This is a genomic window from Natrinema sp. 74 (genome assembly GCF_046097095.1).
GTDB lineage: Archaea > Halobacteriota > Halobacteria > Halobacteriales > Natrialbaceae > Natrinema.
On the sequence record NZ_CP175698.1, the window covers coordinates 1,950,847 to 1,966,678 of the forward strand.

Sequence of the window (15,832 nt, forward strand, 5' to 3'; positions counted from 1 at the left end):
ATCCGGTGGTGGTTCGGTCGCCGGAATCGACCGCGGCGTCGCACTCGAGGACGTGACGGTGGCGTTAGTCGGCCGGATCGACCGCGGCGTCGTCCGATTTCTCGAGGGTGACGCCGCTCGAGCCGTCACCGTCCGACCCGTCCGATTCGATCTGCTCGATCAGTTGGCCGGTCGCGTCGGTCGCCCGGAGTACCAGCACGCCGAATCCGATGCGGGTGAGCACGTCCAGATACGCGCCGAAGAAGATGCCGGTAAACGCGTCGAGCAGCCCCAGATTCTGTCGCGTGGCGAACCCAAAGACCAGGTAGAGCACCCAGAGCAAGATGAGCAGGTTTCGGAGCTTCCCGTAGAGGAGGACCCGTTCGCCGCTTTGCTCGACGGACTGTTTCGTGATCGGCCATACCATCATATAGATAAGCACCACGAGACTGACGATCGTGATGAGACTCGCCACCGAATCCAACGGCGGCGCGAGGAAGTACCCGGCGGCCGTCGATCCGATCCAGATCAGACTGAGGGCGTTCGTTACCGCCAGTTGCCGTCTGGTCGCCCCGGCGACCAGACCGGCGGTGCTGATCGTGACCGGCGTTATGATGATGTAGTCGACGTAGCGACTCATCGGAGTCGGATGGCCGTCGACCGTCGTGATCCGCAGTAATTCGATCGACATCCCGAAGTACGCGAGCGCAAGCGTTGCGCAGAGTGCCGGAATCGGGAGGTAGTATCGGCGTTTACCGGCGGGCATCCGGCCGACCCAGACGAGGAAGCCGACGGTCGCAGCGGCCAGCACGTAAAAGGTGAACCGGTAGAGCTGTAGTTCGGAGATCATTGGCTCTCACCTCCCTGCCCCGCCGCGGTCGTAGTCGGATCGGTCCCCAACGAGACGGAGAACTCGTCGACGGCGTCGGCGAGAGCCGCCGCCCGTTCGTCGAGCCGTGTCGCTTCGGTCGACACGTCGCTGATCGTCGCGGTCGTCTCTTCGGCGGCCGCGGCGACCTGCTGGGCCTGTGACGTCGTCTCGTCGGCGACGCTTGCGACGTCCTGGACGATCGTCGCCAACTCCTCGGCGGAGTCGGCCTGTTCGTCGGTCGCCTGGTCGATCTCCTCGACGCCGGCGGCCACCTGTTCGATCTCCGTCGCGATCCGATCTAGCTTCATCGAGAGATCGTCGACCCGACCGGTCGCAGAGCCGATCGTCGCTTCTGCCTGTTGAATTTGCGTTGCGCTCTCGGTCGCCTGCTCCTGGATCGACTCGATCATGAGTTCGACGTCCTCGACTGCCTCCTGTGTCTGGGCTGCGAGTTCCTTGACCTCGTCGGCGACGGCCTGGAACCCGCCGCTCTCGCTTGAGGCGCTCTCCGACCGTGCGGATTCGATGGCCGCGTTCAGCGCGAGCATGTTCGTCTGGCCGGCGATCTCGTCGATCAACTCGACGATCTCTTGGATCTGTTCGGCCTCCCGGTCGAGCGATCGGATGGTCTCGGCGACGGCTTCCGTCTGATCGCTGGCCGCGTGCATCTCCGCGGTCGTCTCCTCGACCGCCTGCCGGCCCTCGGTGGCCAGTTCGTCGACCTGACTGGACTGCTCTGCGATCGAACTCGTCGCGGCCGCGACCTCCTCGACGGTCGCGGACATCTCTTTGACCTCGGTCGTCGCCGTCGAGAGGTCCTCTGCCTGTTTTGCGGAGCCGTCCGAAATCTCCTGCACTGAGGTACTGACCTCCTGGCTCGCCCGACGGATCTCGTCGGAACTGCTCTGGACCTCGGTGCTCGTCCGGGCGACGTCCGCGGAGATCGTTTTGACCTGGCCGATCGCCGACTCGAGGTCGGCGATCATTTCGTTGAACGCCTCAGAGATCGAGACCATCGCGTCGTGGTCCGTTTCAGGCTCGAGGCGCTGTTCTAGGTCGCCGTCGGCACACGCCGCCATGACGTCGCTGTAGCGTTCGGCCTCGGCCTCGAGTTCGCGGTTGCGTTTCTCGGTCCGCTGTTGGGCCTCGCGGGCGCGTTTGCGCTGCTCTTCGAGGTCGGTGAGCGTCTCTTTTAGCGAATCTCGCATCGACGCGAACGAGCCATAGAGGGTCCCGACCTCGTCGATCCGGTCGGTCTCGAGGTCGACCGCGAGATCGCCGTTACCGATCCGTTCGGCCTTGTTCGCGAGCTGGCGGAGGTTCAGCGAGATGTTGCCGCCGAGAACGACCGCGACGAGGCCGAGATGGAGGAAGAAGACGAGAATCAAGGCGACCAGCGACGCCGACGCGGTGTTTCGCGGCGCGTAGACGGCTGCGGCGGTGTCGTAGGTCGTCACCGTCAGCGACGTCTCGCCGACGTCGATCGTCGACTCCGTCGCCGCGTATTCCGTGTCGGTTCCGTCTGGAAGACCCGTGACGACGCCCTCGTTGGACGGCGAAACGGCGGCGAGGACCGCGGCGTCGCCGACCGACGCTTCGTCGCCGACCGCCGTGATCGTCTCGTCGTCGGCGTCGGTGACGACCGTTCGCGCGCCCTCGGTCTCGAGGACGGACGCAAACGCGTCGACGGGCGCGGAGACGGCCACGTACCGCTGGCTGCCGTCATCGCGGTCGACGCTGGTCACAAACGAGAGGACTGAGCCGTTGGTCGCCACTCCCTGATGGGTGGCGCTTGGCCCGTTCGTCGCCCCTTCGACGCCGGCCGTTTCGAAGAAGTTCTTGCCGACGGCCCCGTCGGTGCTGCTCGCAAGTACGCTCCCGTCCGCGTCGAGATAGTGTATCGCCGCGATCCGATTTCCGCGAGCGGCCTGGGTTGCCGTGAGTTCGGTTTCGATCTGGTCGGCCGTTCCCCCTTGAACGGTCGGGTCAGCGGCGAGCCCGGCCGCCGTCTCGCCAGTGGTCTCCAGCCAGACCCCGGCGACGTCGCTGCGGTCGTCGGTCCGGTCGCTGAAGTGATCTCCCGCCGCCGGGCCGACGGTGCCGGAGACGTGGCCGAAAAGGAGTGCGCCGACAACGATCGTCATCGCGGCAATTAACAGGAAAATCACTCCGATCTTCACACTATACGTGTCTCTGAATTGGTCCGGGATATTGTCCTCGAGTGCCATATTGTCACACGGTTCGAGCAGCGCGGTGCTGCTTCCTACCTTCTCGATTGCTGTCCCTCCATCCAATTGAATGTATCGGTAAAATTGATTGTCAAGGAAGACAGTCATTCACAACCGACTTCTGGTGCCGCACACAGACAGTCACAATGCGGTATGATTATACGGAATGTCATGTCTGATGAACGTAAATTTCGCGTTCGTCGGTACTCCCGCGTTCGGTATCTCCGTGACCGGTGTCTTCCGTCGAGCGATCGATTGGTCGCTGCTACTCCCCGATAATGTGTAACGCATTCAATTAGAATGTGTGTACCCCTCCTCCCCCCAATTACCTACCCACGACGCGTGGGAGCGTCCAACTCACAGTTACGGGTTCGAGTCCCCTTCAGTGCGGCTTCGATCGACGTACTCGATTCCGACTGCTCAGTCTCAAACGGGCGAGGCAAGTTCGACATCCAAGCTGACCGGCCGACGAGCAAACGTCGTTGACCGCTTTATCTCATGTATATAATTGCGTAGTATAATCACGACTAGCTGCCAGCCGTTTCGACACTGATCTCGACATCCACGACTGGTGTCGGTTTTGCCGCCGGAGAACCACGTCGGCTAGCTGCGTCTCTCGACGGGAACCCGATCGAGCGAGACGATAGTACAACCGAAACGGTTTATACACTGATCACAACGCCGTCGTGCGATCAGCTGTGCAATGACGTTCAGTCGCTCCTATAGCGACGAAGGTGAGCGCTGCGCGACCGTCAGTCGTCGATTTCGATCGCCGGCCGGCCGGGTTCGGCGTTCGCGAGCGCGTCCGCGTCGGCCTCGTCGGCCCGGACGACGGACACGGGTGCCTCGAATTCGCGCTCGATCAACCACGCAGCCGACTCGAGGGCTGTGTGCTCTTCGTCGGGATCGAGCGTCGTCGACAGCGCCTCGCGTTCGGCCTGCAGATCTTGCCCATAGTCGGCCGCGGCGTCGCCTTGCTCGCGGATGTGCGCTTCTTGCATCAGTTCGCCGATCAGGTTGTCGGCGTCGCTCTCGACGGCGATCTCGAGTGCGTCGTACTTCCAGTCGGGGGCGACGACGATGTCGATCGCCGTCGGATCCTCGATCCCCGCGACCTCGACGATGTCGCGGATGTCCTCGCGCGTGTTCTCGACCAGTCGACGGCGCTTGGCGACGCGGTCGCGATCGATCTCGGCGGACGGCCAGTCGGCCTCGGCGACGAAGCCGTCGCCGCCTAAGTCGTCGTATAGCTCCTCGGTCAGGTGCGGTGTGACCGGTGCGAGCAGTCGGACGACGGTCGACAGCCCACGCTCGTAGGTCTCGGCGTGGGGTTCGGTGTAGTCGGCGTATTGGCGCAGCGTCCGGACCAGATCTTGAGTCTCGCGCAGGGCCTTGTTGAACGTCAGATCGTCGTACTCCTCGCCGGCGATGGCGATCGTCGCGTCGATCTCCGCGTCGACGTAGCTTGCGATCGCGTCGTCGTCGCCGTCGTACTCCCCCGCCGCGAACGCTTCGACCATCCCCTTCAGTCGATCGAGGAAGGCGTACGTCGAGCGCACCCCTTCCTCGCTCCAGTCGAAGTCACGTTCGGGCTGGGCGGCCTGCATCATGAACAGCCGCGCCGTGTCGGCTCCGTACTCCTCGACGATCCGCTGGGGCGAGACGACGTTGCCCTTCGACTTGGACATCTTCTCGCCCTCGAGCTGGACCATCCCCTGAGCGAGCAGATTGGAGAAGGGTTCGCGGTGCTCGAGCCCTTCGTGGTCGGCCAGCACCTTCGTGAAGAACCGAGAGTACAGCAGGTGCATCACGGCGTGTTCGATGCCGCCGACGTACTGATCGACCGGCATCCAGTCGTTGGCCCGCTCTCGGTCGAAGGGGGCGTCCTCGAGACCCGGTGAGATGTACCGCAGGAAGTACCACGAGGAGTCGACGAAGGTGTCCATCGTGTCGGTCTCGCGGGTCGCGTCGCCGCCACACTCCGGACAGGTCGTCTGCTTCCACTCCTCGGCGGCGTCGAGCGGGTTCCCGGTTGTGTTGATGAACGCCGGCAGTTCGACGGGCAGGTCGTCCTCGGGGACCGTGACGGGACCGCACTCCTCGCAGTGGATCACTGGAATCGGCGTACCCCAGTAGCGCTGCCGGGAGATACCCCAATCGCGCAGTTGGTACTGCGTGGCTTCCTCGGCGCTCTCGAGGTCCTCGGTGAGCCGTTCGCGGGCGCTCTCGCTGTTGAGGCCACTGTACTCCCCGGAGTCGATCAGGACGCCGTCGTCGGTGTAGGCCCCCGCCTCGACGTCGGGTGCCTCGGGGTCTTCTCCGTCTTCGGGTTTGGGTGCGATGACGGGCTCGATGTCGATGTCGTGCTTTTTGGCGAACGCGTGGTCGCGCTCGTCGTGTCCGGGGACGGCCATCAGCGCGCCCGTCCCGACGTCAGAGAGGACGAAGTCGGCGACGTAGACGGGGATCTCCTCGCCGGTCGCGGGGTTGGTCGCGGTCAGGCCCGTCTCGACGCCGTTCGGTTCGTCGCCCTCCGGATCGGCCTCGTGGTGGACGAACTCGTGAATTTCGTCGTCCTCCGCGGCCAGTTCCTCGCTGATCGGGTGGTCAGGCGCGAGTGCGAAGAACGTCGCGCCGTAGATGGTGTCGAGGCGGGTCGTAAACGCCGTCACGGGGCCGTGGCCCTCGACCTCGAAGTCGACCTCGCTACCGTACTGGCGGCCGATCCAGTTGCGCTGCATCTGTCGGACCGAGTTTGGCCACCCCTCGAGGTCGTCGATCGCCTCGAGCAGCTCGTCGGCGTACTCGGTGATTTTCAGGAACCACTGGTCGAGTTCGCGCTGTTCGACGGGCGTGTCACAGCGCCAGCAGAGTTCGGCCTCGCCCTCGACCTGTTCGTCGGCCAAGACGGTCTCGCAGTGAGGACACCAGTTGACCTCGGCGTCGCGGCGCTCGACGAGGTCTTCCTCGTAGAAGCGCTCGAAGAGCCACTGGTTCCACTGGTAGTAGTCGGGCGTGCACGTGGTGACTTCCCGCTCCCAGTCGTAGCCAAAGCCCATCGCTTCCATCTGGCCCTTCATCGTCTCGATGCAGTCGAACGTCCAGTCACGCGGGTTCGTATCGCGTTCTTTGGCCGCGTTTTCGGCGGGAAGACCGAACGCGTCCCATCCCATCGGGTGGAGGACGTCGTCGCCTTGCATCCGGCGATAGCGGGCGTACGCGTCCGTAATCGTGTAGTTGCGGACGTGACCCATGTGGAGCTTGCCCGACGGATACGGATACATCCCGAGGACGTACGTCGGATCGTCGACGCCGTCGGGCGTCCGGTAGACGTTCGACTCCTCCCACGCCTCCTGCCAGCGCCGTTCGACCGCCGCGTGGTCGTATCCCGCGTCGCTCATTTGCTTATATACCTCTAGGCGGGGACGCCGCCCTATACCTTTCCATCACTACCCGTCAGATCGACGATCGCTCCTCGAGACCGACGCGCAGGCGGCCGATCCGGGCTCGAATGCGCGGGCGAACTCGTTGATAGGATCCGGAAGTGCCGTCCCGACGCGCTCGTCGAGTGTCTCGAGCCGCCGACCGAGCGACCGCCGTCGCCCGATGCCGGTAGCCGAGCGTTTTTATCTGCGGCTCGTCCCATCTCGTCCCATGGTAGCAGATGTCACTGTATTCGTCACTGGCGCGAGTCAGGGACTGGGCCGCGAAATAGCCGTCGCGTTCGCGAACGAAGGGGCGAACGTCACCCTTGCAGCCCGCAGCGACGGGATCTACGAGACCGCAGAGAGCATCGACGCGCCCGATCGGACGCTGACGGCCGAGACCGACGTGACCGATCCCGACTCGGTCGCCGACGCGATCGACGAGACTGTCGAGACCTTCGGCGGACTGGACTGTCTCGTGAACAACGCGGGGATCGCCGGCCCCACCGCGCCGCTCGAGGGGACGACCGACGACGAGTGGCTCGAGACCTTAGACGTGAACGTCGTCGGCGTCGCCCGCGTCACGCGCGAAGCACTGCCGCACCTGCGCGAGTCCGACCGGGGCAGCGTCGTCAACATCTCCTCGATCGGCGGCAAGCGCCCCTACGCCAACCGGACGCCCTACGCCGCCTCGAAGATGGGCCTGATCGGTGTGACCCGCGCGATGGCTGCCGAGTTCGGTAACGACGGCGTCACCGTCAACGCGATCTGTCCTGGTCCCGTCGAGGGAGATCGCATTCGGGGCGTCTTCGAGCGACAGGCCGAGGAGGCAGGCGTCCCCGTCGAGGCGGTCGAGGGAGAGGTCCTCGAGAGCCTCATGATCGACGAGTTGGTCCCGCCCAAGGAAGTCGCCGAACTGGCCGTCCACCTTGCGAGTTCGGACTCGAGACACGTGACGGGGCAGGATATCAACGTCTCGTCGGGCGGCGCGTGGTACTAAACGCTTCGCAACCGGTCGCGAACGGCGGCGAGAACCGGCTTCGATTCCGGTGGTCGCCGTCGCCGATAGCGCTATTCGATGTCGATGTGTCGCGCGTCATCGTCGTCACTCGTTTTCTTCGGGAGCCGAACCGTCAGCACGCCGTTCTCGAAGCCCGCGGCCACCGCCTCCTCGTCGACCGGTTCGGGCAAGCGGATTCGCCGGCTCGCGGACGTTTTCGTCCGCTCGCGCCGCAGGTATCGGCCCTCGACGTGCTCTTCTTCGTCCGTGCGGTTGGCCTCGAGGCGCAACGAGCCCTCCGAGAGCGTCAGGTCGATATCGTCGGTCTCGTAGCCCGGTAGATCGGCGGTGACGACGTACTCCTCGTCCGTATCGGCGACGTCGACCGGCACCGACCCGGGTACCTGGAGGCCGCCGGCGCTCATTCCCTCCTCGACCTGTCGGCTCACGCGGTCGAGCATCTCCTCGATTTCGTCGAACGGATTGCGTCGCATGACAGTATGTAGGATCCCGAAGGGGATAAATTCTGCCCGCAGTGCGACGACAGAAGGGGGTGCTACTCGGGGAGGGTCACCAACCCGTCGTCGAGGGCATCGAGCAAGACTTCTCGCGCGTGCCCATCGGGGTCGACGCCCTCGTAGACCGTCTGTACCTCGCCGTCGGCCAGCAGGAACGTCGTTCGCGCGGTCACGCCGCTCTCGCGTCGTTCGACGTCGAACGCGTCGGCGATCTCGCCGTCGGGGTCCGCGAGCAGATCGAACTCGAGGCCTTCCGACTCGCAAAAGGAGCGGTGACTGTCGACGTTGTCCACCGAAACGCCGTACACGTCGACGCCGGCGTCCCGGTAGGTCTCGCGTTCGCGCTGGAACTGATTCGCCTCGACGGTACAGCCGGGCGTGTCGTCTTTCGGGTAGAAGTACAGCACCGTCGGTTCCTCGAACGCGAGGCTGACGTCCTCGCCGTCCTGATTCGGTGCGGTCACGGTCGGCGCGTCGTCGCCGGCGTCGAGTGACATACTCGCCGTACCGCGGGACGCCGAAAACAGTTTTTGGTCCATCGTGGCATCCCCTCCTCGAACCCTCGGTCACAGGCGTAGACGATTACTGGCGTCCGTTTCGGACTGACCGCCTGTTCGGTGCCGGTAACGGTCAGTCCTGCCTCCGTCGGTCGTCTTATATCTGATCTTCTGTCTACCTTTTCGTATGGAAGACATCGTGCTTCATACCGGTACAGAACATCCCGACCTCCTGTGGATCCTTGGGCCGGCGTTGCTGACGTTCGTCGCCGGACTCGGACTCGGCGCGGCCGTCTCCGCCGACCGAATCCGGTCGTGGGTCCGTCTCGACCGCGAACCGACGCGCGACTGAGTGCGGTTTCGTTCTCGGCCGTCCGCTAGCTGACGACGTGTTCGGTGTCGTACGATCCCAGCCGCCGGACCCAACCGTTCGCCGCAAGCTCTTCGAGCTCACCGATTGCCTCCTGCGTTCGCGACTCGTAGAGCCCGGCCTCGAAGTCGACGTGGAAGATGTAATCTCCCAATCGTTGGCCGCTCGGACGCGATTCAACGCGAGTTAGATTGATGTCGCGATCCGCGAACGGCTCGAGCAACTCGAGTAGCAATCCGGGGTAGTTCGCGTTCGGGTAGACCACGAGCGAAGTCTTGCCGCCGCCCGTCGAGCGTTCGTCGGCGGGCGCGATCGCGAAGAAGCGCGTCGCGTTCGAGTCCTGATCCTGGATGTCCTCGGCCAGCACCTCGAGGTCGCCCTCGCCGCCGAGGGCCGGGTGGCCGATGCCCGCGACCGAGGGGTCGTCCTGTGCGAACTCGACGCCCTGGGCGGTGCTCGCGACGGCCTCGAGCGTCGTGTCGGGATACTCGCGATCGAGATAGGATCGACACTGCGCAAGCGCCTGCGAGTGGCTGGCAACGGTGTCGAACTCCGGTCCCCGGGCGAGTAAGGCGTGTCTGATCGGGGTGACGATCTCGCGGACGACCGCGATGTCGTAGTCGGCGAGCGCGTCGAGGCTCTCCGTGACGCTGCCCTCGATGCTGTTTTCGATGGGGATGACGCCCCGATCGTACGCGCCGCTCGCGACGGCGTCGACGATCGCCGTGACCGACTGTCGGAAGTCGATCTCGCCGTCGTCGGCGATCGCGCTCGTCGCTCTGTGAGAGTAGGTTCCTTCGGGACCGAGCGTGACTGCAGCCATTGTCCGCCGATAGCAGGCTATGGGTCAAAAGACCGTCGGGTTCTGTGGGACGCGGTGTCTTGACGCCAATCCGATCGGGAGCCGTCAATCGTCGGTCGGCAGTCCGGCTCCGGACTCGGTCGTAGCGACGAAGCCGTCGTCGGTCGCGCGGGCCGCGACGTGGGGCTGGAAGACCCACGCGCACAGTAACACGATGGGGATCATCGTCGCCGCGACGACGGCGTAGCCGGTGTGGAGCGTCGGCATCAGTGGGGCGGTGTAGACCAGCGGGTAGACGATTCCGCCGACGGTGCCGACGCCGCCGACGACCCCGGCGACGCTCCCCGAACTGTTGGGGAACATCGCGGGCACCTGCGCGAAGATTGCCCCTTCGGCGAACGCACAGCTCATTCCGACGACGAAGCCGGCACCGACGGCTAACAACACCTCGCCGGTCAGCCCCGCGAGGCTCATTCCGATCATCGCGAGGACGATGAAACACAGCGTCACGAACGTCCACTGTTCGCGGTAGCGGCCCGTAAACACCGGCAAGATGTTCGTCTCGTTGCGGGCGAGCCGGTCACTCATGTAGCCGCCGATCGGGCGCAACAGGCCGGCTGCGACCGAGAATGTCGCGGCAAACGTACTCGCCAGCACGAGGTTGTCCGTATTGAACCCTTCTCGGTAGTAGGTTGCCAGCCACCCGTTCATCGAGAGCTCGAGGCCGAAGCTCATCACGTACGCGAGCGCGAGGACGACGGTCCCATAGCGGGTGGCGGTGTAGATCCACTGTTTGAACGTCGCGCTCTCGGCGGTCGCCTGTCGGCGTTGCTCGGATTTGGCGGCCTCGCCGACGGAGTAGTAGACGATCGCGAGCAGGATCGAAACGACGCCCGTGTAGAAGAACGCCGCCCGCCAGTTGGTCTCGAAGAGCGGTCCGCTCCAGCCCTCGCCGAACACGCGCGGGAGGATCAATGCGCCGCCTGCAGCGCCGGCGTTGCCGACGCCGGCGTAGATTCCCTCGGCGGTGCCGAGTTCGTCTTCCTCGAACCACTCGGAGACGTGCTGGATGCCGATGACGAATGTGATTCCCGCCGTCGCGACGATCAGTCGCTCGACGAAGAAGACGGCGTAGGACCGGGCGAACGCCGACGCCATCGAGAAAACGCCAACGTACGTGAGCACGATGGCGAACACGGTCGGCGCGCCCCAGCGGTCGGAGAGCCAGCCGGTCAGGATACGACCGAACGGCGCGAGCCAGATCGCCGCGCTCGCGAGAATGCCGATCTCCGCGAGCGAGAGCCCGAACTCCTCGGCCATCGGCCCGGTGAACGGGGCGAAGGAGAACCAGATCAGAAACGAGAAGTTGAACCCGATTGTCGCCAGCACCAGCGTCCGCCACTTGGTCATCTCGATCACGCCCGTTCACCCCCTTCGAAGCCACCGACTGCGAAATGAAACATCTCGGTTGGATGGGGCGGATTTCGACAATAGATGCTCAAATCTCCCTTGATTGGTAGTGTTATGTCTTCTATACTCTCGTTCCGCTTTGCGCCTTTCAACATACAATATCGGGAGAACAGCGATCGGCGCATAAGGTTAATTATTAGCCAGTCCTGGATTGCAGGGCACTATTACCAATAATACGTCTACTATTACCTGCCTTATTTTCTGAACAGGCGTCTAAACCGGCGAATGTATATCCCGAATGTCCACACCGGTCGGCCGTTGTCGTTAGTCCGATCAAGTGTCGACCGACCCGCTGCAGTTCGCTCTCGACGATGGGTCTGACACGAGAGTTGCTTACCGGTACGCGGTATCACGCTGTTACCGGTCGAACGTCACCCTCTCGGGCCGATCGCGGTTCGGAGAAAATGACAGCGACTTACTCGTCCAGATGGTCGATTCCCTTCTTCGAGACGTTCGCTTCCGTGATCTCGTCGGGCATCCAGTCCGGCTTGTCGCTCGGCGCGGTCTCCTCCCAAGCCCAGCCATCGTAAATGTGGACCTTGTCCGTCCCCTTCTCTCGCAACTTGAGTTCCACGCGTTCGGCTTCTGCCTCGCTCGAGCCCGGCTCGAGTCGTCTGGCCGCCTTGAGTGCCGCCTGTCGGGGTGTGTTCCCCGAGAAGACGCTCGATTCGTCACCGCCCGATTCACGCAGCGCAAAGTTTCGTTTGCCGTCTTCGCGTACCATGATTTCGCCTCCGTGTCAATTCAACGCACGGTCCGACATAAAGATATCCCCGTAAATCGACCGACTGCGGCAGTATCTTTAAGTACATCGCGGACGCCACTTCTCCGCAGTATCCACACGGTCCGTCCGTTCGCCGTGGCGTAATTGTCACTTCGACGGCCGTGAAACGAGCACTGTCGTTGTGTCGTCGAAAACACTTAAGTATATCCTACGGCGAAGTTCGGAATAGAATCCCGCGATGGTACGGAAAAAGAAGCTGAGTCCAAGCGGTGCGAAAGACGAAGACGGTAACTACCACAACGTCCACCTCAATCTCCACGAGGATGAACTCGCAGTCGCGGGCATGGATATCGGCGACGAGGTCTTCGTCCGGGTCCGGGACGGAAAGATCATCATCCAGAAGGCCGACGAAGACGACGTCGAACACGAATTCTAACAACAAAGTTTTGCACTGCGGGCGCGGCAAAGCCGCCCCTCGGCAAAAATTCGATTAAAAGCACTCCTCTTTCCGTTCCGTGACGCTTCGCGTCACTTCACGTCAGTCGTCGGCCCGCTCGCTCCCTGACTCGCGGCCGTCGGCCGCTCGTCTTACCGCGGCGCGTAGCGCCGCGCATTCGGTCGCTCGCGGTACGAGACGAACAACTACCGCAAAAAAGCTGCTCGAGCGCTTACTGCAGCGCCGCGAGGTCGAACTCGAAGGCCGACACCGGCACCTCGAGATCGTGTTCGACGAGCACCTTCGGGTGGATCTCGCCGATGACGCCGACTTCATCGCCGTCGATGACGACGGCGGCGGTTCGACCCGAAATGAAGGTCGGGTGGTCGGTCGGCGGCGTCTCGAGGTCGACGTCGAAGTTGCGCGCCAACGCCTGTAGCCGGGCCTTGGCGTCCTCATAGCCCGCATCGTGATGGGCGAGGACGGCCCCGACGCGACGGCCTTCCGCGACGCCCGTGTTCTCCGACTCGTTGACCTCGGCGGCGAAGCCGATCTCGGCGAGATTCTGTGGGTACGCGCGGTGGGTGTTTCGCTCTAAGACCATCAACAGCGAGGGCATGACCCACGTCCGAAGCATGGTGAAGTCCTCGCTGTAGGGCTCTTTAATCGTCGCCGGCTCACCCGCACCGTAGACGTCCTCGCCCGGCGAGATATCGAGCCGGTCGTAGTTTTCGCCCTCGCTGATCATGTGGAAGTTCAGCAGGTCCTCAAAGCCCAGCCCGACGAGTTGCTCGCGGGTCGCTCGCTCGAGCCGGGAGCGCTCGTGGCGGCCGCCGACGGTCCCCACGTCGGGATAACGCGGTTCGAGGTCGTTGAAGCCGTAGGCGCGCCCGAGGTCGTCGATGACGTCTAGCGGGTGGAGAACGTCGACGCGGTAGGGCGGGATGGTGACTTCGTAGACGAGATCGCCGTCGTCGTTCTCCTCGCGTTCGGCCTCGAGCCCCGAGCGCTCGGCGAGGTCGATCACCTCGTCGGGGTCGAGCCCGATGCCGAGGATGGTCTCGATGCGGTCGTGGGCGACCGTCTTCGTCTTCGTCGAGAAATCCGGGCGGACGATTTCACGATCCGCGTAGTCGACACGTACCTCCTCGATGGTGGCTCCGCGCGCGGCGAGCGCGTAGCAGACGATGTTGCACATCTTGTCGATCGTCCACTGATCGGTGCCCGTCATCTCGACGAACAGGTCTCGTGAGTCCGTCGAGACCTCGGTGCGGCGACCGTTGATGACCGGCGGGAACGAGAACAGCCCGAGGTCGTCGTAGATCGCCGGATATCGCTCGTAGTCGCTGACCAGATCGGCGTAGGTCTGGCCCGTTTGATGGGTCTCGAGCACCTCAGCGGGCGTCATCTCGGCGTCCGAATCGAGGGGGACGAAGCGGTCCTCGTCGGGCTCGAGACCGACGTACTCGATCGTCGGGTTCCCCTCGGTGGCGGGACTTCCTTTGAGCATCGTCAGATCGTGGATCCCGATCGCACCCTTCGCGCGCTTTCGCCCCATCGTCGCGTGGAGCTTCTCTTGTAACTGGATGAGCGAGTCCAGCCCGTCTTCGTCCAGTTCCACGTCGCGGATCACCGCGCCCGTGACGTAGGGTCGCTCGTCGGGCACCGACTCGTCGACTGCGATCGTCCAGTCCGGCGAGTTCGGCGAGGGGACGTGGATCCCGCGTGCGTCGCCGTACTGGTAGCGAAGCGAGCGCGCGACCCCCTCGACGGAGAGCCGGTCGAGCCGGTCGGGCGCGAACTCGAGTTCGAAGGTCCCCTCCTCGGTTCGGCCCTCGAACTCGAGGCCGAGGCCGAACAGGTCCTCCGTGAGCTCCTCGTCGCCTTTCTCGTCGTGGCCGGTCAGTTCGCGCAGTTCGTCGGGGTCGATGTCGACCGTGGGCATCAGTAGGTCACCTCCGTCTCGCGCAGTAGTTCCAGGTCACACAGCGTCCCGTGGATGTCCCGGATGTCCTCGAAGCCGTACATCAGCATGAGCAGTCGCTCTAAGGCGAGTCCCCACGCCATCACGTCACACTCGACGCCGAGGGGCTCGAGCATCTCCTCGCGGAAGATCCCCGAGTTGCCGATCTCGACGAGTTCGCCGGTCGTCGGGTGGGTGCCGAACAGTTCGAAGCTCGGCTCGGTGTAGGGGTTGTAGTGGGGCTTGAACTCGATATCTGTGATGCCGAACTGGGCGTAGAACTCTTCGAAGGTGCCCATCAGATCGCGCACCGAGAGGTCCTCGGCCATCACCCAGCCCTCGATCTGGAAGAACTCGAGTAAGTGCGTCGGATCGAGCGTGTCGTTCCGATACACCTTCTCGACGCTGAAATAGCGCTGTGGCGGCTCGAGGTCGCCGATCTCCTCGCCGGAGAGGTAGCGCGTCGACAGCGAGGTGGTGTGGCCGCGAAGCGCAAGTGCACGCGCGAAGTCTTCGTCCCACGGCGAGTGATAGCCCTCGCCGTCCGGGCCGACGCCCTCCTTGTGTGCACGCTCGACGCGCTCGACGAGGTCCTTGGGGAGGTCGTCGATATGGGTCGGCTGCTCGAGGGCGAACCGGTCCCAGTGCGTCCGCGCCGGGTGGTCCTGGGGCATGAACAGGCAGTCGTTGATCCAGAAGTCCGCGTCGACGTGTGGGCCTTCCATCTCCTGGAAGCCCATCCCGACGAGGACGTCCTTGACCCGCTCGGCGGTCTGGCGCAGGATGTGGCCCTTACCGCCCTCGAAGCGCTCGGCGTCGGCCTCGACGTTGTACTCCGCGAAGTCGACGTCCGCCCACTCGCCGCTGGTGAGCAGTTCGGGCGTGACCTGCCCGACCGTTTCGGCGGTCTCGATCCCCGCCATCAGCTCCGTGACGGCGCGTTCGGTCAGAGTCACCTCGCGGACCGTCGACTCGCGGCGCTCGAGCAGGCCGCGCCGTTCCAGTCCCTCGAGAGTCGCTTCGTCCACGTCGACGCCGTCGACCGGCGCGTCGTCGACGTCGGCCAGTTCGGCGAGCGCGTTCGCCTCCGCGTCGGCGTCGGGGTCCGCGTCCGGATCGGCCGTGAGTTCGCCGCTATCGATCGCGCCGTAGCCCTTGCGCGCGTAGTTCGAGAGCGCGATGTCGACCGCGCCCCCCTCGAGGCCCGACGCGCCGATGACCTGTCCCATCGAGACGGGGTCGGCGTCGGCACCCGCCTCGAGGGCGGCCTCGTAGAGTCGGATCTCGGGCAGTTTCTCGTCGACGTAGTCACGTCCCTCGTCGGTCAGGACGACCGTTTCGTCAACGCGTTCGCTGACAGCGACCAGCCCCTCGTCCTCGAGTTCGAAGACGGCCCCGGTGACGGTCTCCGGGGGGAGGTCGGTCGCCGCGGCGAGGGCGTCGACGGACGTTGCCTCGTCCGCACTCGCGGCTTCTACGACCGCGACCTGATGTTCGGGAAGTTGCATTCGCTTGTTCGTATGGCTGCGTGTCGGTCAGTTAGCGGTTC

At 64.2% G+C, this 15,832-nt stretch carries 13 protein-coding genes; 3 read left to right on the forward strand and 10 right to left on the reverse strand.

What is annotated here, in order from left to right; all coding sequences use genetic code 11:
• Nucleotides 1–64 precede the first annotated feature (64 nt).
• The 3 genes from ACJ70B_RS09710 to leuS all read right to left on the reverse strand — a co-directional run bounded on the left by ACJ70B_RS09710 (nt 65) and on the right by leuS (nt 6,479).
• On the reverse strand, nt 65–829 hold the full coding sequence (locus ACJ70B_RS09710; protein WP_408956795.1) for a bacteriorhodopsin: 765 nt from the start codon (nt 827–829) through the stop codon (nt 65–67).
• The gene (locus ACJ70B_RS09715; protein WP_408956796.1) at nt 826–3,078 is read right to left on the reverse strand and encodes a methyl-accepting chemotaxis protein; all 2,253 of its coding nucleotides are present in this window, start codon (nt 3,076–3,078) and stop codon (nt 826–828) included. The genes ACJ70B_RS09710 and ACJ70B_RS09715 overlap by 4 nt, the downstream gene beginning before the upstream one ends.
• Before the next feature lie 752 nt (nt 3,079–3,830).
• A complete protein-coding gene (gene leuS, locus ACJ70B_RS09720; protein ID WP_408956797.1) occupies nt 3,831–6,479 on the reverse strand; it encodes a leucine--tRNA ligase in 2,649 nt (882 codons plus the stop codon).
• A gap of 253 nt (nt 6,480–6,732) precedes the next feature.
• Here leuS and ACJ70B_RS09725 point away from each other — a divergent pair, with 253 nt between their 5' ends.
• Nucleotides 6,733–7,503: an SDR family NAD(P)-dependent oxidoreductase gene (locus tag ACJ70B_RS09725; RefSeq protein WP_408956798.1), complete on the forward strand. Its 771-nt coding sequence runs from the start codon at nt 6,733–6,735 to the stop codon at nt 7,501–7,503.
• 71 nt (nt 7,504–7,574) lie between these two features.
• Here ACJ70B_RS09725 and ACJ70B_RS09730 read toward each other — a convergent pair whose 3' ends face one another.
• Together ACJ70B_RS09730 and ACJ70B_RS09735 are read right to left on the reverse strand one after the other, a co-directional pair.
• Nucleotides 7,575–7,997, reverse strand: coding sequence for an Hsp20/alpha crystallin family protein (locus ACJ70B_RS09730; protein ID WP_408956799.1), 423 nt, complete (start codon nt 7,995–7,997; stop codon nt 7,575–7,577).
• A 62-nt stretch (nt 7,998–8,059) separates the two neighbouring features.
• Nucleotides 8,060–8,518, reverse strand: a complete 459-nt coding sequence (locus ACJ70B_RS09735) for a peroxiredoxin (protein WP_408956800.1) — start codon at nt 8,516–8,518, stop codon at nt 8,060–8,062.
• Between the two features lie 187 nt (nt 8,519–8,705).
• On the opposite strand from ACJ70B_RS09735, the gene ACJ70B_RS09740 reads away from it, so the two are divergent.
• Nucleotides 8,706–8,870, forward strand: coding sequence for a hypothetical protein (locus ACJ70B_RS09740; RefSeq protein ID WP_408956801.1), 165 nt, complete (start codon nt 8,706–8,708; stop codon nt 8,868–8,870).
• A 25-nt stretch (nt 8,871–8,895) separates the two neighbouring features.
• Here the strand turns inward: ACJ70B_RS09740 and pheA are convergent, their stop codons facing one another.
• The 3 genes from pheA to ACJ70B_RS09755 all read right to left on the reverse strand — a co-directional run bounded on the left by pheA (nt 8,896) and on the right by ACJ70B_RS09755 (nt 11,884).
• Nucleotides 8,896–9,711, reverse strand: a complete 816-nt coding sequence (pheA, locus tag ACJ70B_RS09745) for a prephenate dehydratase (protein ID WP_408956802.1) — start codon at nt 9,709–9,711, stop codon at nt 8,896–8,898.
• Between the two features lie 84 nt (nt 9,712–9,795).
• Nucleotides 9,796–11,100 (reverse strand): MFS transporter, encoded by a 1,305-nt coding sequence (locus ACJ70B_RS09750; RefSeq protein WP_408956803.1) that lies wholly within the window; start codon nt 11,098–11,100, stop codon nt 9,796–9,798.
• Between the two features lie 475 nt (nt 11,101–11,575).
• The gene (locus ACJ70B_RS09755) at nt 11,576–11,884 is read right to left on the reverse strand and encodes a non-histone chromosomal MC1 family protein (protein WP_408956804.1); all 309 of its coding nucleotides are present in this window, start codon (nt 11,882–11,884) and stop codon (nt 11,576–11,578) included.
• A 238-nt stretch (nt 11,885–12,122) separates the two neighbouring features.
• Here ACJ70B_RS09755 and ACJ70B_RS09760 point away from each other — a divergent pair, with 238 nt between their 5' ends.
• A complete protein-coding gene (locus tag ACJ70B_RS09760; protein ID WP_004215684.1) occupies nt 12,123–12,320 on the forward strand; it encodes a hypothetical protein in 198 nt (65 codons plus the stop codon).
• Between the two features lie 232 nt (nt 12,321–12,552).
• Here ACJ70B_RS09760 and pheT read toward each other — a convergent pair whose 3' ends face one another.
• Both pheT and ACJ70B_RS09770 read right to left on the reverse strand, forming a co-directional pair.
• Nucleotides 12,553–14,265: a phenylalanine--tRNA ligase subunit beta gene (pheT, locus tag ACJ70B_RS09765; protein ID WP_408956805.1), complete on the reverse strand. Its 1,713-nt coding sequence runs from the start codon at nt 14,263–14,265 to the stop codon at nt 12,553–12,555.
• Nucleotides 14,265–15,791 (reverse strand): phenylalanine--tRNA ligase subunit alpha, encoded by a 1,527-nt coding sequence (locus ACJ70B_RS09770; protein ID WP_408956806.1) that lies wholly within the window; start codon nt 15,789–15,791, stop codon nt 14,265–14,267. Before ACJ70B_RS09770 ends, pheT begins: the two co-directional genes overlap by 1 nt.
• Nucleotides 15,792–15,832: the final 41 nt, after the last annotated feature.